The organism is Xylophilus sp. Leaf220 (assembly GCF_001421705.1).
In the GTDB taxonomy this organism is placed as follows: Bacteria; Pseudomonadota; Gammaproteobacteria; order Burkholderiales; family Burkholderiaceae_C; genus Xylophilus.
Genome location: NZ_LMKO01000022.1, coordinates 400,472 through 419,030 on the forward strand (window position 1 = coordinate 400,472; position 18,559 = coordinate 419,030).

The following is an 18,559-nucleotide window of genomic DNA, read 5'->3' on the forward strand; positions in this document are numbered from 1 at the left end:
GCGCGTTAAATGAACGAAGCGTGGGGAAAGGCGGTGACGCGGCCTCGGCTGGATCGGCCGCCCCACGCGCCCTCAGGCGGCCAGCTCGATCGCCGGCCGCAGCGCGGCGATGCGCTGCGCCATCCGCTCCTTCGCGGGCAGGTAGGTGCCGGCGAAGATGTCGTTGCGGCGCTTGCGGATCTCGACGTTGGCCGGCGTCCTGAAGAGCGAGGTGACCTTGGGCACATAGGCGAAGACGTTGCCGTCGGCGTACACGTTCCACATCACCCAGTCCTCGAGCGCGTCCATGTCGACGTCGAAGCCGCCGCGCTCCTCGAACAGGCGGCGCTCGAACAGCACCGACTGGATCGCCATGTAATTGCGCTCCTTGAGCAGTTCCAGGTGGAACTCCTGCTTGAGCACCGGCGGCACGGTGTAGAGCACTTCCTCGTAGTCGGCCGAGATGCCGTTGGGGAAGTCGGTTTCCACCTCCCAGGCGGGCGAATAGGCGGCGACCGTCTCGGGTTGCTGCAGCAGCGCATGGGCCAGCACCTCGACGTGGTCGGCGAAGACCAGGTCGTCGTCGTCCAGGAACAGGCACCAGCGGCCCCGCGCCGCCGCCAGGCCGGCGTTGCCGGTGGCCGAGCGGCCTTCCTTGGGCGTGGCGATGAAGCGGCAGTCCATGCCGGTCACGCCGGCCACCTCGCGCACCACCGCGCCCAGGCTGTCGCCGCCGTCCTGCACCACGATCAGCTCGATCCGCGGATAGGTCTGGTGGGCGACCGAGAGCATCGCCTGGCGCAGCAGCCGCTCCCGGCCCTGGAAGGTGCGGGTGATGACGCTGACCAGCGGCGGATCGGCCGGCAGCGGATGGCCTTCGACGAAGGCGCCGTCGCGGCGCAGTTCGTAGTCCCACACCTGGAACGGGAACACCGCCTTGCTCGAGCGGCGCGCCGCCAGCGCCAGCGGCGCCTTGACCACCAGCTTGGCGAAGTTGCGCAGCAGCGCCTTGCGCGAGCCGGGGAACGCCTGGGGCAGCGCCAGCAGGCCGAGCGCCATCAGCGGGACGATGGTGACGTCGGCCGGCTTGCCGTACTTGAGCCGCAGGTACAGGTTGGCGAAGGTGCTGCCCAGGTACTGCACCGGCTTGACCTGGCCGGCGTTCTCGTAGGCGTAGTGGGTGACCACCGCCGTCGGGCAGTAGCGCAGCACCCAGCCGGCGCGGCGCAGGCGGTAGGACATTTCCACGTCCTCGCCGTACATGAAGATGTTGTCGTCGTAGCCGCCGATCGACTGGAACGCCGAGCGCCGCAGCAGCACGCAGGCATGGCTGTTCCAGTTGGTGGCGCCGGTGACCGGGTCGTAGAACTTCGGGTGCTCGTACGGCTTCTGGCGCAGCTCCCACGAGGCGCCGCGCTCGTCGTGCAGGGCGATCGCGACGATGCGCTTCAACGCATCGGGCTCGAACTCGAGGTCGATGTTCGACACCAGGCCGAACGGCGAACGCCCGGCCCCCAGGCCAGCGTTGTGGCCCGCGCCGAAGCCGTTGTTCGGGCACTGCAGCAGCTGCGCTTCGAACCCCTCCGCCACCAGGCCGCGCACCGCCGCCTGCAGCTGCGCCACCGTCTGGTCGGTCGACTGGTTGTCGACGAAGCGCAGGTGCAGCCGTTCGCGCGGATAGTCCAGCAGCCGCAGGCTGGCCATGAAGCCGTCGATCCACTTGCCGTTGTTGTGGGTCACCACGCTGATGTCGACGTCGGGCCAGGCGGCGGGCTCCGGCGGGCGGAGCACGTCGGCGGCCAGCGCCGTCTCGGCCGTGTAGGCGTTGCGGCGCTCGACCAGTTGCGCGACCGCGTCGAGCCGCACGCTGGTCGTGCCGACGAGGCCCGAAGCAGCGATGACGCGGGCCCGCAACCGGGTCAGGAAGCCGCGCATCGGATGCGGCAGCCGGCGCATCGTCCGGGACAGCACCGAGCGGGTGAGGCGCTTCGCCTCGCCGTACTCGCCCCGCGCGAGCAGGCCGAAGAAGCGGATCGGCCGGGTGATCTTCCACGAGCGGCTGGCGACGAGGGCGCGGATGTCGTCGACCGCCTCCTGGTGGCGCCGGGTCAGTTCCTGGATCTGCTGCTCCAGCGCGGCGCCCTGGGCTTCCATCGCCTGCATCCGCTCGCGCACCGCGGCGTTCTCGTCGCGCACCGCGGCATTGTCCTCGCGCAACGACGCCTCGCGACGGCCGGCCTCGGCCAGCTGCTCGCGCATTTCGCTGCGTTCGTGGTTCAGCGTCCAGACGCGGGCATTGGCCTCGATCAGTGCGCTGTCGAGCAAGGTGTTCTGCTCCTGCACGACCTCCAGCCGCTGGTGGCGCGCCTCGGATTGCGCCAGCAGCGCATCGGCGTGCTGCCGCAGGGCGTCGGCATGGGTGTGCAGGGCCTCGGTCTGCTGCCGCAGCCAGGCGCCGTGCTCCTGCGCCGTCTGCAGCTGCTCCTGCACCCGCAAAAGCTGGGCGCGCTCTTCCGCCAGCGTGTGCTCGATGCGCGAGAGGCGTGCCAGCTCCAGCTGCATCACGAGCAGGGTGTTGGCCTGGCCGACCGAATGCTGGCGGTACTCGATCAGCGCCGCGGGCACGCGGACCGGCTTCCAGCCCTGGCCCAGCATGCGGACGAAGAGGTTGTGGTCTTCCGGCCCGCCCGAGGCCTGGTAGCCGCCGACGGCATCGAACGCTTCCTTGCGGTACATCGACGAGCCGTGCATGAAGTTGTGCGTCGCCAGGTTGGCGAGCGCCTCGGGCGTCGGCTCGGGAAAGCGCCAGACGTAGACCGGCCAGCGCTCCAGCTTGCTGCTGCCGATCTGCTCGGCTCCCACCTTGGCCGCCAGCTCGGCCGCCCGGTGGCCGAACAGCAGCATGTCGGTATAGGCGACGGCCGCGTCGGGCCGGCGGTCGAGCGCGGCGCGGCATTGCTCGACATAGTCGCAGCGCATCCGGTTGTCGGCGCCCAGGAAGGCGATGTAGTCGCCGGTGCAGAGCCCCACCGCCTTGTTGAAATTGGCGACGATGCCAAGGTTGCGCTCGTTGATCACCACGGTGGCGACATCGCGGTAGCGCTGCGCGATCTCCTGCGAGCCGTCGGTCGAGGCGTCGTCGATCAGGATGATCTCGTCGGGCGCCAGGGTCTGGTGCAGGACCGAATCCATCGCCTGCGGCAGGAAGGCGCCGTAGTTGTGGTTGGCGACCACCACGCTCACCCGCTTGCGGGCGAAGCGGCTGGTCTCCACCGCGGTGACCCGGTTGAGCTGGTAGCGGTCGCTGTCGTTGCCATCGATGCACGAGAGCGCGCCCGAGAAATGCGACTTCACCAGCGCGACCGCCTCGGCGTCGTGGTTGCCGTGCGGGTAGGCGAACCAGTCGAGGTGCGGCGCCGGAAAGCGCGCCTTCAGGGCACCGGGCACGGTGATTTCGGCGCGCAGCGCGTCCGGCGCCAGATCGGCCAGGCGGCAGTGGCTGGCGGTGTGCCACTGCACCCGGCCGCCGTGCTGCGCCATCGCGTCGAGCTGCTCCAGCGTGCAGAAGCGGGCCAGCGGCTCGACCGCATCGAACGCGTTGTCGCCGCCGATGGTGTCGCCGGTCACGAACAGCTCGAACGGGTAGCCCCACTTCTTGAGCAGCGGGAAGGCGAACTGGAAGACGTTCTCGTAGACGCCGTCGAACGTGATCACCACGTGGCGGGGGTTGTGGCTGTCGTACGCGTCGAGGTGGACGACGTCGTAGCCGGCCAGGTCGGCCAGCTGTCGGTCGAATGCGTCGGCGGTCACCCACCACTGGGTGGGCGCGGTGGCTGCGACCTTGTGGTACAGGAGGATCATTTCAGGTACACCTCGAGCCGGTGCATGTAGTCCCGGTACGGGTAGAGGCTCAGGTCTGCGAGTGCGTAGGGGAAACGGGGCGGCTGCCAGCTGTCGATGTGGCAGGACACCAGGACGCCGCCCGGCCGCAGGATGCCGTCGATCGCCGGCAGCACCACCGAGGCCGCGGCGCCGATGTACTGCGGGTACAGCACGCCGGTGATCACCACCAGGTCGAATTCGCCCTCGACCACCTGCGGCAGGTCGAACACCGAGCCGGCGCGGAAGGTGAATCGCGCAGCTTCGGCGGCCGACAGCGTCGCCTTGCGCTTGTCGGCCCAGCCGACGGCGGCCGGCGACACGTCGACGCCGACGACAGCGGCGCCCGGCAGGTCGAAGGTCAGGAAGCCGTCGCCGCAGCCGATGTCGAGCACCCGACCGAAGGTGCGCTCGGGCAGGATGCCCAGGATTTCCGACTTGCGGCGCATGTCCTGCGGATTGTTCTCGTAGCCCCAGGGATCGGGCTTGTCGTAATGGCGGTCGATGTCCGCCAGCGGTTGCAGGCTCATGGCAGGGAGGAAGAGGATTGCAGTTCGACCGCGATCGGGGGCGTCACCAGCGCCCAGCGCTGCACGCCCGGCTCGGGTGCGCTGACGAAGGAGGCTGCGAGGTCGATGTAGTCGACGTACTCGGTGTTCAGCACCGGCGTGTAGTCGACCAGGAACACCTGGATGCCGAAACGCCCCGGCCGCAGCCGGTTCTCGAGCGAGAAGCGCACGGTGTAGGGCTCGCCCAGGGTGCAGCCCTTCAGGTCGAGCCGCTCGTTGTGGGAATTGGTGCCGACGATCAACTGGCCCGCCGCGTCGATCAGGTACAGCGCGATCGTCGGGTTCTCCAGCGGCGCGGTCAGGCGGAAGCTCACCTCGATCGCCAGGGCGCCGCCGAATTCGACCGAGGGCTCCTCGCCGTGGGTGCCGTTGACCGCCACCGCCAGCACCTCGCCCTGGGCGCGGCTGCCGTTGCGGTGGGGCGCGACCCGTACCGCGAAGGCGGCATGCAGCGCGGCGTCGAGGGCCGCATCCGGCGCCCGCCGCGGCGCTTCCAGCACCGGGCCGTCGGCGGCCGGCCCGGCCATGCCGGCCTCGGACTCGCGCACGTCGGCCAGGTAGCGCATGCAGGCGTCCTTGGCATCGCCGTAGAAGACCGCCTCGCCCTTCTTCAGGTAGAGCGCGCGGCTGCAGAGGCGCTGCACCTGCTCGATGTCGTGGGTGACGAAGAGCACGGTGCAGCCGCCGGCCGCCAGTTCCTTCAGCTTGCGCAGGCACTTGAACTGGAATGCGAAATCGCCCACCGACAGGGCCTCGTCCACGATCAGGATCTCGGGATCGACGTGGATCGCGGCGGCGAACGCGAGGCGGGCGAACATGCCGCTGGAATAGGTCTTGACCGGCTGGTCGACGAAATTGCCGATGTCGGCGAACGCGGTGATGCTGTCGAAGCGCTCGTCGATCTGCTGGCGGGTCAGGCCCAGCACGGTGCAGTTCATGTAGACGTTTTCACGGCCGGTGTAGTCGGGGTTGAAGCCCGAGCCCAGCTCCAGCAGGGCCGAGATGCGGCCGAAGGTCTCCACCGTGCCGGTGGTCGGCGACAGCGTTCCGCAGATCATCTGCAGCAGGGTCGACTTGCCTGCGCCGTTGCGCCCGATGATGCCCACCGTCTCGCCACGGCGGATGTCGAACGCCACGCCCTTCAGCGCCCAGAACGAGCGGTAGTAGCTGCGCTCGGCCAGGCCCAGCAGGCGCCGCAGCCGCGGCACCACGAACTGGCGCAGGCGCAGGGTCGGGGCGTCGTAGATCGAATAGCACTTGCCCAGGTCCTGGGCACGGATGGCGGGAGCGGCCTCAAAGGACATCGGCGAACCCCTTGCGCGTCTTCTGGAACCAGAAGAACCCGGCCCATGCCACCACCACGGCGCCGAGGGTGTAGCCGGCCAGGCCCAGCCAGTTCGGCAGGTGCCCCCAGATCAGCACTTCGCGGGCCTGCTCGATGATGAAGGTGAGCGGGTTGAGCAGCATCCACTTCTGGACGCTGGCCGGCAGCGACGCCACCGGATAGAAGACCGGCGACAGGAACAGCAGCACCGTGCTGAGCAGGGCGGTGGTCTGGCCGATGTCGCGCAGGAACACGCCGAGCGACGCCAGGATCCAGCCGATGCCCAGGCAGACGATCACCAGCGGCAGCAGCACCAGGGGCAGGAAGCACACCGTCCAGTGCACGAAGCCGTTGAAGATCGCGATTGCGATCAGCAGCACCAGCAGGCTCACCGCGCTGTGGAAGATCGCGCCGCCGAGCGTCACCACCGGCAGGGTCTCCAGCGGGAACACCACCTTCTTGACATAGTTCACGTTGTTGACGATCAAGAGCGGCGCACGGTTGACCAGCTCCGCAAACAGGCCGTGCACGATCATGCCGCTGAAGAGCAGCGTGGCGAACAGCGTCTTGCTCTGCTCCACGTCGCCGGTGCCCCAGCGCGTCTTGAACACCACCGAGAACACGAAGGTGTAGACGCTCAGCATCAGCACCGGATTGAGGAAGGACCACAGAAGGCCCATGGCCGAGCCCTTGTAGCGCCCGACGATCTCCCGCCACGTCATCCGTGCGATCAGCTCGCGGTGCCGCCAGAGCGAGCCGGCCATGTCGCCGAGGCCGGCCGGAGAGGGGGAGTTGGGATTCAAAACACCCCTTCGGTCATGGAGAAATCAGAAATCATGTGGTCGGCCCGCACGGGGCGGCGAAGGGTTCGACAGTGCGCGTCCCACGGAACACGCCGGTCCTCGGTACCCGGCGCCCATGCGATGCCGCGCTCCGCATTTTGCGCCCGGCGTCGGCCGCCTGGCGGCAGGCCGGGTAGCTTACCGGCTTTTGAACGGGTCGCCGGCAGATCCGTCCGGCAATGGGCCGTGCAGGGGCCGGGCGGTCAGTCCGACCGGATCATCGTGCCGAACGCCTGGTCGGTCAGGATCTCGAGCAGCATCGCGTGCGGCACCCGGCCGTCGATGATATGGACCGAATTCACGCCGCTCTTGGCCGCGTCCAGGGCCCCTTCGATCTTGGGCAGCATGCCGCCGGAGATGGTGCCGTCGGCGAACAGCGCGTCGATCTCGCGGGCGCTCAGGTCGGTCAGCAACTCGCCGGCCTTGTTGAGCACGCCGGGCGTGTTGGTGAGCAGCACCAGCTTCTCGGCCTTGAGCACCGTGGCCAGCTTGCCCGCCACCACGTCGGCGTTGATGTTGTAGCTCTCGTTCTGGTCGCCGAAGCCCAGCGGACTGATCACCGGGATGAACTGGTCGTCCTGCAGCGCCTTCACCACCGACGGGTCGATGCTGACGATGTCGCCCACATGGCCGACGTCGTGGAAGACCGACGGGTCGTCCCGGTCGGGCAACTGCAGCTTGCGGGCGCGGATCAGGCCCCCGTCGCGGCCGGTCAGGCCGACCGCCTTGCCGCCGGCCTGGTTGATCAGGCCGACGATGTCCTGCTGCACTTCGCCGGCCAGCACCCACTCGACCACTTCCATCGTTTCGCTGTCGGTGACCCGCATGCCCTGCACGAAGGTGCCCGCCTTGCCGAGCCGCTTGAGCGCCGCCTCGATCTGCGGGCCGCCGCCGTGCACCACGACCGGGTTGATGCCCACCAGCTTCAACAGCACCACGTCCTCCGCGAAATCGGCCTGCAGCTCGGGATCGGTCATGGCGTTGCCGCCGTACTTAATGACCATCGTCTTGCCGTGGAACTGGCGGATGTAGGGCAGTGCCTGGGCCAGGATCTCGGCCTTGTCACGCGGTGAGATGGAAGCGATGTCGGTCATGGTGCTGGTGGGAAGAAATCAGGACGAAATTGTGCAGCATGCGGCCCGGCGGGCCCGTGTGGCGCCTCAGCGCCGCAACCAGGGCGGCACCTTGAAACGCACGATCATCATGTAGGCCGCGACGTAGGTGAGGGCGAACAGCGCGCAGAAGGCCATCAGGACCCAGCTAGTGCGCCAGAAGATCATGGCAGGCACCACCGTCAGCAACGTGAAAGCCCACAGATAGGGCGCGGTGCGGTTGTTGCGCATCAGGATGCGACGCGACTCGTCGTCGTGGAACACCCGGTGCACCACCCGACGGTAGATGAGCTGGTGGAAATGCAGCGCGTCCGCCACGCTCGGCGACATGCCGCGGGTGAGCTTGCGGTAGATCGAGAACACGGTTTCCCACACCGGATAGATCAGCAGCAGCATCGGGAACCAGGGCGAGATTTCGGTATGCCGCTTGACGAGCAGCAGGCTGGCGACCGCGATGCAGACGCCCCACAGATAGGCGCCGCCATCGCCCGCGAAGATCATCCCGCGCGGGAAGTTCCACAGGAGGAAGCCGGCGGTGGCACCGGCCATGCAGAGCAGCAGCCCGGCCATCTGCCGGTCGCCCACCTGCAGGGCCACGTAGGTGAGCGCCAGGCACACCACCAGCGCCACCATGCCGGCCAGCCCGTTGTAGCCGTCGATGATGTTGAACGCATGCGGCAGGCCGGCGATGGCCACCACCGCCAGGCCCACGCCCAGCCAGGGCATGCCCGCCAGGACGGCGTCGAGCATCGGCACCCCGACCCGGTCGACCGACACGCCCAGCCACCACACCGCCAGGATGGCCGAGCTGCTGGTGAGCAGCAACCGGAAGACGACGCCCAGGCGCTGGGTCAGGTCTTCCACCACCCCGCCGACCAGCGCGGGCAGCATGACCGCGGCCCATGTCGCGGCGGTGGTCGGCGTGATGTCGAAGAACCCCTTGTTCTCGAACCGGAAGGCGATGCCGGCGGCCGCCATGCCGCAGGCGGCACCCGCGAAGATCGCGATGCCGCCCAGGCGCGGCACGTCGCCCACGTGGAAACGCTGCGGCATGGCGTCGCCATAACGGCGTGCATGGCCCCGCGCGCGGCGAATGAGCCAGATGGCGGCACCGGCCGCGACGAATGCGCTCAGGCAGAACAGGAAGACCATGGGCAGGCACGAGAAAGGAACGGGATCGGACGGATGCCGGCGCTAGCCGCGCATTCTCCGGCATTTGCAGCGGTCGATTTCACCGTGCTGACACAAACGAGGGCACGGCTGCCGCTCCTGCGCGCACCATCAGCGCATCAGGTCCCGCACCGCCTCGCGCAGCTGGGCCGCGCCGTGGTGGGGATTGCCGGCGTCGAAGGACATGATGTTGTGCACGCCCTCCCGCCAGGGGCCGGAACCATCGGACTCGGCGAAGAAGGACAGGAAGCGCGCACCGTGGGACGCGTGCCGCTGCAGCACCGCCCCCAGCGCATCCGCATCCATCGGCCGCAGCGGGTGGAACTCGGTCACGCCGTAGGCCGTGCGGCCGGTGGAGGCGAACCAGTCGAAGAACGAACGGCCGTAGCTCGCTTCGCCGTACAGGCTGACGCCCAGGCCCAGGGCCGGCGGCACGTCCAGGTCCTGCTCGACCGCGAACTTGCTCGCGTCCCAGCCCGGATTGACGAAGGGCAGGATCTGGTGCGAGTAGATCCGGTCGGCCGGGATGCAGGAGCCTGCGGCCACCGACCGGAAATGCGCCAGGTAGTCGCGCACCTGCTGCGCCCTGAAGGCGTTCCATTGCACGGCGAGGGGATTGAAGTAGTAGGAAGACAGTTCCGCCGGTCCGTCCAGGGAGGAGAGCAGGCCGGGGGGCGGCTCGGCGGCGGCGGGCAGTGGCGCCATCGGCTGGGGCCGTGGCGTGGCCTGGGTGCGATCCATGACCGCGATCGTGCGGCTGCCCAGCGGGGCCGTCCCTCCCGCCGGCAGCTCCACGTACATGTCCAACCGGTGGAGCCCGGGCGGCAGCGCGGCGTATCCGAGGTCGAACTTCCAGCCGACGTCGGCCGTGCGGAACTCGGGATGGGCGGCCGCCACGTCCTGGCGGCCGAAGCGGGCGGGCACCCTGCCCGCCAGGGTGCCGTTGCGGTAGATCCGCACCCAGGCCGGTTGCGCGGCGGTCGCACCGGGCAGGTAGACCCATCCCGCGACCGGCAGCGTGCCGGCGGCGTACGCATCGACATGCTCCTCGTAGCGGCCGAGCGGCGTAGTGCGGATGTCCTTCGACGGCGGCACCACCGCGTCGAATCCTGCGTAGTCCGACCCCAGGGCCCGGTTGAACGCGGCGACGGTGCCGAACCGCCGCTCCAGGAACGTGCGAAAGCCACGGGCGCTGGCCGCGCTGTAGTCGGTGATCGCATACCGGCCCGAAAATCCCATGCCGTCCTCGAAGCGGGGAAACATGTGGTGCAACTCCCCGAGCAGGGTCACGCCGCGCACCCTGTTCCGGGCGGCCGGCTCCAGGCTGCAGATGCCGCCGAGCAGGGCGCCCATGACCTGCTCGCGCATCCGGGTGATGCCGTTGTCGGTGCGCACGAACGACCAGGGGTAGACATCGGTCTGGTAATAGCGGTCGGGCCCGAGCGGGCCGTCGGCCGTCTGCAGCAGGTTGTCGGGATCTTCTGCCAGCGCCGCCTCGGCGGCCGCACCGCTGCCGAAATGGGTGGAGAACATGTACAGGACCACCGGCCGGTCGCTGTCGCGCACCGACCGCACCGCCCGCGCGACCGCTTCGTGGTCGATCGCCCAGCCGTCGCCCTCCCGCCGCAGGAATTTCAACAGCGGCAGATTCAGCGTGTAGCCCATCTCGAGGCGTCCGTCCCGGCTGGTCCGGCGGTCGCCCAAGGCCTGCAAGGTGCTTTCGATCACCGGCGCGGCGGAGCCCTGTTCGCCCCGGCACCGGGCTGCGACCGCAGGCGCACGGGCCGCTTCGTCGGGCCGGTCCGCGAACAGGCAGGCGTCCAGGCCCATCATCGGCGCCAGCAGCAGCGCTCCCTGGCCGGCGGCCGGCGTGCCGCGGCCCACGATGGCCAGCAACCCCACCAGCAGCAGTACCAGACAAGCCATCGCCGCGGTGAAGGAGGTGGCACGCGCCGAGGAGGAAGGCGGGACAGGCGTGGAGGCGGGAGGCGAAGACATGGCAGGACCAGACGAAGGACAGGGAAGCGGAGAAACCGGCGCGCTCAGGCGCGCGCGGACCGGGGCGGGCGCAGCCGCAGGTAGCGCCACAGCACCGGCGTCGTCCAGAGCCGCCACAGGCCTTGCAGGTGCCAGACGAAATGCCGTGGCCGGCGGTGGCTGGCGCGCTGGGCTTCGTGCTCGGCCTCTGCATCCACCCGGCAGAGGCCGTGGCCGGCCAACTGCACCCGCAGGCAGAAATCGACATCCTCGCAGTACATGAAGTAGCGCTCATCGAAACCGCCGACCGCTCGGTAGACCGTGGAAGGCGCGGCCCAGAGCGCCGCACTCACCCAGTCGACGGACCGGTCACGCAGGCCGAACACCCGCCGGCGAACCAGCGCCCAGGGGGTCACCGCCTCCCGCTCGCTGTCCTGCACCCGGCCGTCGGGATTGAGGAGACGCGGGTAGGCGCAACCGACGCCCGGCTGCAGCGCGGCAGCGGCCAGGCGCGGCCAGAGCGTCGCGTCGGGGAACCGGAGATCGGGGTTGAGAACGCAGAACACGTCGGCCCGCGCCTGCTGGAACGCCCGGTTGTGGTTGGTGCCGAAGCCCGCGGGCGCGGCATTGACCACCTCGACCAATTCGAAGGGCCACGCCTGCGCGCCGAGCGCCGCACCCGCCGGCGGCAGGTTGTGCGTCACGATCACTTGCGCCACCACGCCGGCGCCGTCGGCTGCCAGTTGCCCGAGCAGGGCCGGCAACCACGCGTCGTGGCCGTGGCTCACGACCGACACCGAAAGACGTCCCTGCGCAGGCGTGGTCGCCTCCAATTCGTTGCGGTTCAAACTTCGTCCGGTCACGTTGCGAAACGGTCATTATCCGGGGCGGCGATTCCCGGTCGGCAGCCTGCCCGGTTCCGGTCCGCCCGGCATAATCCCGGGATGACTCAAAAGATAGGAGATCTGCACGTTTATCTCCGCGAAATCAAAGACGGTGAACGTACTTCCCTTTCCGTTCTGGCAGGCCTGATACCGCATGGGTCGACGGTGCTCGACCTGGGCACCGGCAGCGGCGCCCTCGGCCAGTATCTGGGCGAGACCCGGGGATGCACCGTCGACGGCGTGACGTTCAACGAAGAAGAGGCGGCCTTCGCCAAGCCTTTCTACCGCAGCCTCCACGTCGCCGATCTCGACACCTGCAACCTGGAAGAGATGTTCGCCCGGGGCTCCTACGACGCGATCGTCTGTGCCGACGTCCTGGAACACCTGCGGCTGCCGAGCCGCATCCTCGATTCCTCACGCCATTTGCTGTCGCCCGACGGGCAGGTATTGATTTCGATTCCCAACGCGGCCTATTGCGGCCTCGTGGGCGAACTGATGCTGGGCGAATTTCGCTATCGCAACGAAGGCTTGCTCGACAGCACCCACCTGCGCTTCTTCACCCGGCGGTCCCTCGCACGCTTCCTGCACGACGCAGGCTGGTCGCTGCACGGCATCGACGAGATCCGGCGAGAGCTCGTCTCCTCAGAATTCCAGCTGGCCTTCGACCGCCTGCCACCGGCCGTCTCGCGCTACCTGCTGAGCCGGCCCGACGCACTGACCTACCAGTTCATCGCGCAGGCACGGCCCGGCGCGTCGGCCGATGCCGTCCTGCCCCCCGGCCCCGAGGACGGCCATGCCACCTTCACCGCCGAGTTGTACCTCGGCCGGGACGGCGGCTACCGCGAAGACGCGAAGCTGCTGGCGACGGGCGCGATCGGCCAGGGCCGGCAGCGGCTGCGCTTCGACCTGCCGCGGGGCCAGGGGTGGACGCAACTGCGGCTCGACCCGGCCGACCGGCCCGGTTTCCTGCACCTGCACACCCTCACGCTCTACGGAGACCAGGGCAATTTGCTCTGGCGTTGGCATGGCACACCCGAGGGCCTGACGGCGCTGCTGGGATCGGCCCGCCAGCAGATGGTGATGGCGTCGAGCGCCTTCCTGCCCGATGGAGCGATGGTGCTGCTGCACGGCGACGATCCCTGGATCGAGCTCCCGGTTCCGGCGGCGACCGTGTCGGCGGCCACCGTGCTCGAGGTGGAACTGGGCTGGCCGATGTCGGCGGACTACATCGCCCTGTCGGGCTGCGTGCAGCAGGCCGAAGACGCCCGCAGCCGCACCGCCGCACAGCTGGCCGAATGCGAAACCGCGCTGCAGCGGGAGCGCGGCGAACTCAACGGCGCCCTGGTGCGAGAACGCGGCGAACATGCCGACCATCTCGTACACGAGCGGCTGCGGCTCACGGAACAACTCGCGCAAGAGCATCGCCACCAATCCGAGCAGCTGGCGAGCGTCTATGCCGACCAGCTCGCACAGGAGCGCGCGCGGCTGTCCGAGCAGCTGGCACTCGAACGTCAGCGGCTCACCGCGCTGGTGGAAGCAGAACGCGCGCAGCTGCAGGAAGAGCAGCTCAAGCAGGAGCAGATCGCCCAGACGCTGGAGAGAGTGCGCGAACAGCGCTACTCGCTCAGCGAGCAGAACCGCCTGCTGCAGGACCAGCGCCGCAGCCTCAGCAGCGAACTGCACCTGCTGCGCTCCGACCACCGCCGCCTCGAGTCCGAATTCACCCAGCTGGCGACCCACCTGCGCTGGATCGAGGAATCGACCGTGTTCCGGGCGACCCGGCCGCTGGTGCACGCCAAGATGCGCATCGGCCAGATGTTCGCGCCACCGGCGCCGGTCCAGACGACCGAGCCGGCCATGCCACCAGCGCCGATGCGCCCGCTGGCCGTGCAGACCACCGTCGACGTCATCGTGCCGGTCTACCGCGGCCTGGAGGACACCCGGCGCTGCATCGAATCGGTGCTGCTGCATGCCTGCGAATCGCCGTTCCAGCTGATCGTGATCAACGATTGCAGCCCCGAGCCCGCGGTGACGGACTGGCTGCGCCAGGTCGCCGACAGCGACCCGCGCCTGATGCTGCTGGAGAACGAGGAGAACCTCGGCTTCGTCGGCACCGTCAACCGGGGCATGGCGCTCAGCAAGACGCACGACGTGCTGCTGCTCAACAGCGACGCCGAGGTGGCCAACGACTGGCTCGACCGCATCTACCGCGCGGCCTACTCGGACGAGCGCGTGGCCACGGTCACGCCGTTCTCCAACAACGCCACTATCTGCAGCTACCCGCGCTTCTGCGAAGACAACGCGCTGCCGGCCGGCTACGACACCGCCAGCCTGGACCGGCTCTTCGCCGCCACCAACGCCGGCCAGGTGGTGGACGTGCCCACCGGCATCGGCTTCTGCATGTACATCCGCCGGGCCTGCCTGGACGAGGTGGGCCTGTTCGACGTCGAATCCTTCGGCAAGGGCTACGGCGAGGAGAACGATTTCTGCCTGCGCGCCGCCGCCGCCGGCTGGCGCAACCTGCACGCGCTCGACACCTTCGTGATGCATGCCGGCGGCGTGAGCTTCGGCGCCGGCAAGAGCCCGCGCGAGCAGGCCGCGATGGAGACGCTGCGCCGGCTCCACCCCCACTACGAGCCCGAGGTGCACCGCTTCATCGGCCGCGATCCGGCCCGGATGGCACGGCTCGCGGTGGACCTGGCCCGCGTGCGCGATGCTGGCCGGCCGGTGGTGCTGGCGATCATGCACGACCGCCACGGCGGCACGCTGCGCCACGTGGGCGAGCTGGCCGAGCACATGCGCGGCAGCGCCAACTTCTTCATGCTGACCCCCACGCCCGGCGGCGTCACGCTGCGGCTGGTGGGCGCGGGCGAGGCCTTCGTGCTGATGTTCCGCCTGCCCGAGGAGTTCGAGGGACTGCTGCAGGCGCTGCGCAGCATCGGCGTGCAGCACCTGCACTACCACCACATGCTGGGCCATGGCCAGCAGGTCGTGGAGCTCCCGCAGCACCTGGGGTTGCCCTACGACTTCACGGCGCACGATTTCTACACCGTATGCCCGCAGATCTCGCTGACCGACAAGCGCAATGCCTACTGCGGGGAACTGGGCGTAGACCAGTGCCGGACCTGCCTGGAAAGCATCCCCGCGCCCGGAAACGTCGACATCGAGACCTGGCGCGCCCGCTTCGCGCCCCTGCTGTCCAAGGCCCGGCATGTGCTGGTGCCGAGCCGGGACGCGGGCAGGCGACTGGCCCGCTACGTTCCCCAGGCCGACATCCACCTGGCCCCGCACACCGACATCGTCGCCCACGGCGAAACACCCATTCCTGCGCCGCAGCTGCTGCCCACCAACGCGCGCCTCAAGATCGCGGTGATCGGCGCCCTGAGCCCCATCAAGGGAGCCGACGTGCTGGAAGACGTGGCCACCGAGGCGCTCAAGCGCAACAGCCCGCTCGAATTCCATCTGTTCGGCTACGGCTACCGCAGCCTGCGCACCCGCCCGAAGAGCGCGCTGACGGTGCACGGCAAATACGAGGAGGACGAGCTGCAGGGCCTGCTGGACTGGCTCAAGCCCGATCTGGTGTGGTTCCCTGCCCAGTGGCCCGAGACCTACAGCTATACCCTCAGCGCCTGCTTGGAAGCCGGCCTGCCGGTGGTGGGGCCCGACCTGGGCGCCTTCGCCGAGCGGATGAGTGGCCGCGCCTGGAGCTGGGTTCGCCCGTGGACCACGACGACCACCGAGTGGGTCGCGTTCTTCGAGCGCATCCGCGAGCAGAACTTCTCCACCGGCCAGTCGCCTTCGCCGCAATGGTTCGGCGTCATGGAGACCGGCGCAGACGCGCTGATCCAGGACTGGAATTACGACCGCGACTACCTCGCGGGTGTCGGCGCGGCACCGGCGGCTCCGGCTCTCGGCCCCGCGTTTCTTGCGGCCTACCTGCCCGACCGGGAAGGCCTGCCCGGCCATGCCACCCGTGTGGCACGCCAGCGCACGCTGGACATGCTGGTGCAGTTGCGTCGCCTGCCGGTGTTGCGCGGCCTGGCGCGGGCAGTGCCGCTGCGGTGGCAGACGCGGGTGAAGAGCTGGCTGCGGACATGACGGTTTCGGCAGGCGGGTCCGTACGACGGGAGTACGCCCCAGGCAGGGGTCGTTGATGCCGCCCACGCCGACGCCGCTTTCGGCAGATGCCTTGCAAGAGCGTCTGCGGTCGGCCATCCAACGCCAGCAGCAGGGCCTGCTGGCCGAGGCCGAAACCATCTACCGCGATGTCCTGCAGGTGCATCCCAGACACCCGCTGGTCCTGCAGATGCTGGGTGTCCTGGCCGCCCAGCAGCAGCGCCCGGCCGCGGCGCTGGAACTGCTGCAACAGGCGATCGCACTCGCCCCGCAGGACCCAGGCGCGCATAACAACCTGGGCAAGGTGCTCGCCGCACTTCATCGGCACGACGAGGCCCTGGCCGCCTACGACCGTGCCATCGCCCTGCACCCCCAGCATGCGGTCGCCCACTACAACCGCGGCACCATCCTGCTCCAACAGCGCCGGTTTGCCGAGGCCGTGGTCGACTTCGAGCAGGCCCGGACGCTCCAGCCCGGGGTGGCCGGCCACTGCAGCAACCTGGGACTGGCCTATGTCGGGCTGCGGCGCTCGCCGGCGGCACTTTACGCTTTCGATCGCTGCCTGGCGCTCGACCCCAACCACCACGATGGTCTTGTCAACCGGGGCAACCTGCTTGTCAAGCTCGGCCGCACCGAAGAGGCGCTGGCCGACTTCGTTCATGCGCAGGCTTTGCGACCGGGTACACCCTACCTGCAAGGCCTCGTGCTGCACCTGCGCATGCAGCTGTGCGCATGGGACGGCTGGGCCGACCGCACGGCGGCGCTGCTCGACGCCGTCGGTCGCGGCGAGCCGGTAGCGCAACCTTTCGACCTGGTGGCGCTGCCCTGCACGCCTGCCCAGCAACTGCGCTGCGCCCAGAACTGCGCGCAGGAGAAAACGCAGGCGGCACATCGTTCCCCTCCCCTGCCTTTTCCACCACCGGCAGCCTCGGCACACCACAAAATCCGCATCGGATACTACTCGGCCGACTTCCACAGCCATGCCACCGCCTACCTGATGGCGGGCCTGATCGAGCTGCACGACCGCAGCCGCTTCGAGATCGTCGCCTATTCGTTCGGCCCTCCCGGCGAAGGCGCGATGCGCGACCGGATGGAGCGGGCCTTCGACCGGTTCGTCGAGATCGGCCACCTCACCGATGCCCAGGCCATGGCACTGGCGCGCCAGGACGGCATCGACATCGCGGTCGACCTGAAAGGTTTCACCGACGATGGTCGCATCGGTATCTTCCTGCAGCGTGCCGCGCCGGTGCAGGTCGCCTACCTGGGCTATCCGGGCACCGCCGGCACGGACTGCATCGACTATTTGATCGCCGACGAACGGGTGGTGCCGCCCAGCCACCGGGGCTTCTATGCGGAGAAACTCGCCTGGCTGCCCGAGAGCTACCAGGTCAACGACCGGCACCGCCGCATCGCCGACCGCACGCCGCCGCGCGCCGAACTGGGCCTGCCGGACGACGGGTTCGTCTTCTGCTGCTTCAACGCCAGCTACAAAATCACGCCGGACGTGTTCGATGCGTGGATGCGTTTGCTGCAGCGCGTCGCCGGCAGCGTGCTCTGGTTGTTCCACGACAAGGACACCGCCGTGGCGAACCTGCGGCAGGAAGCCGAACGGCGCGGCGTGTCGGCCGACCGGCTGGTCTTCGCCCGCAAGATGGAACTGGCCGACCACCTGGCCCGCTGCCGGCAGGCGGACCTGTTCATCGACACCTTCCACTGCAACGCCCACACCACCGCCAGCGATGCGCTATGGGCAGGCGTGCCGGTCCTGACGCTGCAGGGCGAAACCTTCGCCGCACGCGTGGCGGCCAGCCTGCTGCACGCGGTCGGCCTGCCGGAACTGGTCACGACCACGCCGGCGGAGTACGAGGCCCTGGCCGAGCGGCTGGCCACCCAGCCCGCGGTGCTGGCCGGCCTGCGCGAGCGGCTGCGAGCAGCGCTTGCGGAAGCGCCGCTGTTCGACACCGCCCGCTTTGCCCGCCACCTGGAAGCGGCCTATTGCCAGATGTGGAACCGCCACTGCCGGGGCCTTTCCCCCGACCACCTGCGCATCGCGCCCATCGCTGCGGGCAGCGAAGCGCCTCAGGCGCGGTAGCCTGGCAACAGCAGATAGCGCAGCTGCTGCATCGCCGAACGGCGCAGCCGGGTGACGGCCGACATCGGCGGTTGGCGGAAAACGCCGACCGTGTCGCCCCAGGGCGCGCTGTCGGGGTCGGCATGCGGCTCCCAGTCGGTCGAGACCTCGACCAGTTCCAGCGCCGCGTACTTGGCCAGCGCCCGGTAGCCGTCGGGGTAGAAGCGCCAGCAATCCTGCGGGTAGCGGTGCTCGGGACCGCGCGAGGGCGCCATCAGGAAGATCAGGCCGCCGGGCTTGAGAACCCGCGTCATCTCCAGCCAGGTCAGCCAGAAGAACTCGACATGCTCGAACGCCTGGCCCGAGACGACCACGTCCTGCGAGTGGCTGGCGAACGGCAGGCGGTAGGGCGATTGCAGCACCACGTCCACGTTCGGCCCGGCGGCCAGGTCGACGCCGGTGTAGGCCCAGTTCGGGAGGCTGAAGAACTGCTTGTAGCTGCCGTTGACATCGTAGCTCCCGATGTCGATGACCTTCAGCGCAGGCCGGTCCGTCAGGTAGCGGCCCACGAGGCGCTCGACGTGTTCCAGGGAACTCTTGTGCATGAGAAAAACTTCGGGGAAACAGGCGGACCTG

General features: G+C 69.0%; 11 protein-coding genes. 2 read left to right on the forward strand and 9 right to left on the reverse strand.

Annotated features, from left to right (window positions below):
* Window positions 1-72 precede the first annotated feature (72 nt).
* The 8 genes from ASE76_RS13815 to ASE76_RS13850 form a co-directional block, all read right to left on the reverse strand.
* Window positions 73-3,840 (reverse strand): glycosyltransferase, encoded by a 3,768-nt coding sequence (locus tag ASE76_RS13815; protein ID WP_055840413.1) that lies wholly within the window; start codon window positions 3,838-3,840, stop codon window positions 73-75.
* Window positions 3,837-4,388, reverse strand: a complete 552-nt coding sequence (locus tag ASE76_RS13820; protein WP_055840415.1) for a bifunctional 2-polyprenyl-6-hydroxyphenol methylase/3-demethylubiquinol 3-O-methyltransferase UbiG — start codon at window positions 4,386-4,388, stop codon at window positions 3,837-3,839. Before ASE76_RS13820 ends, ASE76_RS13815 begins: the two co-directional genes overlap by 4 nt.
* Window positions 4,385-5,731, reverse strand: a complete 1,347-nt coding sequence (locus ASE76_RS13825; protein WP_055840417.1) for an ABC transporter ATP-binding protein — start codon at window positions 5,729-5,731, stop codon at window positions 4,385-4,387. Before ASE76_RS13825 ends, ASE76_RS13820 begins: the two co-directional genes overlap by 4 nt.
* Complete coding sequence (locus ASE76_RS13830; protein ID WP_082448496.1) at window positions 5,721-6,515, reverse strand: ABC transporter permease; 795 nt, start codon at window positions 6,513-6,515, stop codon at window positions 5,721-5,723. The genes ASE76_RS13825 and ASE76_RS13830 overlap by 11 nt, the downstream gene beginning before the upstream one ends.
* Before the next feature lie 281 nt (window positions 6,516-6,796).
* Window positions 6,797-7,687 carry an acetylglutamate kinase gene (gene argB, locus ASE76_RS13835; protein ID WP_055840421.1) on the reverse strand — a complete coding sequence of 297 codons (891 nt, stop codon included), beginning with the start codon at window positions 7,685-7,687 and terminating at the stop codon, window positions 6,797-6,799.
* A 66-nt stretch (window positions 7,688-7,753) separates the two neighbouring features.
* Window positions 7,754-8,857, reverse strand: a complete 1,104-nt coding sequence (locus ASE76_RS13840; RefSeq protein ID WP_055840423.1) for a glycosyltransferase family 4 protein — start codon at window positions 8,855-8,857, stop codon at window positions 7,754-7,756.
* A 129-nt stretch (window positions 8,858-8,986) separates the two neighbouring features.
* Entirely contained in the window at window positions 8,987-10,873 is a 1,887-nt protein-coding gene (locus ASE76_RS13845; protein ID WP_156362754.1) for a hypothetical protein, read from the reverse strand.
* A gap of 44 nt (window positions 10,874-10,917) precedes the next feature.
* Window positions 10,918-11,700, reverse strand: coding sequence for a glycosyltransferase family 2 protein (locus ASE76_RS13850; RefSeq protein WP_168389256.1), 783 nt, complete (start codon window positions 11,698-11,700; stop codon window positions 10,918-10,920).
* 96 nt (window positions 11,701-11,796) lie between these two features.
* On the opposite strand from ASE76_RS13850, the gene ASE76_RS13855 reads away from it, so the two are divergent.
* Together ASE76_RS13855 and ASE76_RS13860 are read left to right on the forward strand one after the other, a co-directional pair.
* Window positions 11,797-15,834 carry a methyltransferase domain-containing protein gene (locus ASE76_RS13855; protein ID WP_055840427.1) on the forward strand — a complete coding sequence of 1,346 codons (4,038 nt, stop codon included), beginning with the start codon at window positions 11,797-11,799 and terminating at the stop codon, window positions 15,832-15,834.
* 91 nt (window positions 15,835-15,925) lie between these two features.
* The gene (locus ASE76_RS13860; RefSeq protein WP_055840430.1) at window positions 15,926-17,944 is read left to right on the forward strand and encodes a tetratricopeptide repeat protein; all 2,019 of its coding nucleotides are present in this window, start codon (window positions 15,926-15,928) and stop codon (window positions 17,942-17,944) included.
* Here the strand turns inward: ASE76_RS13860 and ASE76_RS13865 are convergent.
* Window positions 17,932-18,528 (reverse strand): class I SAM-dependent methyltransferase, encoded by a 597-nt coding sequence (locus ASE76_RS13865; RefSeq protein ID WP_055840432.1) that lies wholly within the window; start codon window positions 18,526-18,528, stop codon window positions 17,932-17,934. The two genes, ASE76_RS13860 and ASE76_RS13865, sit on opposite strands and share 13 nt — an antisense overlap.
* Between the last annotated feature and the right edge of the window lie 31 nt (window positions 18,529-18,559).

Bases quoted from the DNA above. Each gene is read 5' to 3' on its own strand.
- ASE76_RS13815 (WP_055840413.1), bottom strand. From the start codon at position 3,840: ATGATCCTCCTGTACCACAAGGTCGCAGCCACCGCGCCCACCCAGTGG.
- ASE76_RS13840 (WP_055840423.1), bottom strand. From the start codon at position 8,857: ATGGTCTTCCTGTTCTGCCTGAGCGCATTCGTCGCGGCCGGTGCCGCC.
- ASE76_RS13845 (WP_156362754.1), bottom strand. From the start codon at position 10,873: ATGTCTTCGCCTCCCGCCTCCACGCCTGTCCCGCCTTCCTCCTCGGCG.
- ASE76_RS13865 (WP_055840432.1), bottom strand. From the start codon at position 18,528: ATGCACAAGAGTTCCCTGGAACACGTCGAGCGCCTCGTGGGCCGCTAC.
- ASE76_RS13820 (WP_055840415.1), bottom strand. From the start codon at position 4,388: ATGAGCCTGCAACCGCTGGCGGACATCGACCGCCATTACGACAAGCCC.
- argB (WP_055840421.1), bottom strand. From the start codon at position 7,687: ATGACCGACATCGCTTCCATCTCACCGCGTGACAAGGCCGAGATCCTG.
- ASE76_RS13825 (WP_055840417.1), bottom strand. From the start codon at position 5,731: ATGTCCTTTGAGGCCGCTCCCGCCATCCGTGCCCAGGACCTGGGCAAG.
- ASE76_RS13830 (WP_082448496.1), bottom strand. From the start codon at position 6,515: ATGGCCGGCTCGCTCTGGCGGCACCGCGAGCTGATCGCACGGATGACG.
- ASE76_RS13855 (WP_055840427.1), top strand. From the start codon at position 11,797: ATGACTCAAAAGATAGGAGATCTGCACGTTTATCTCCGCGAAATCAAA.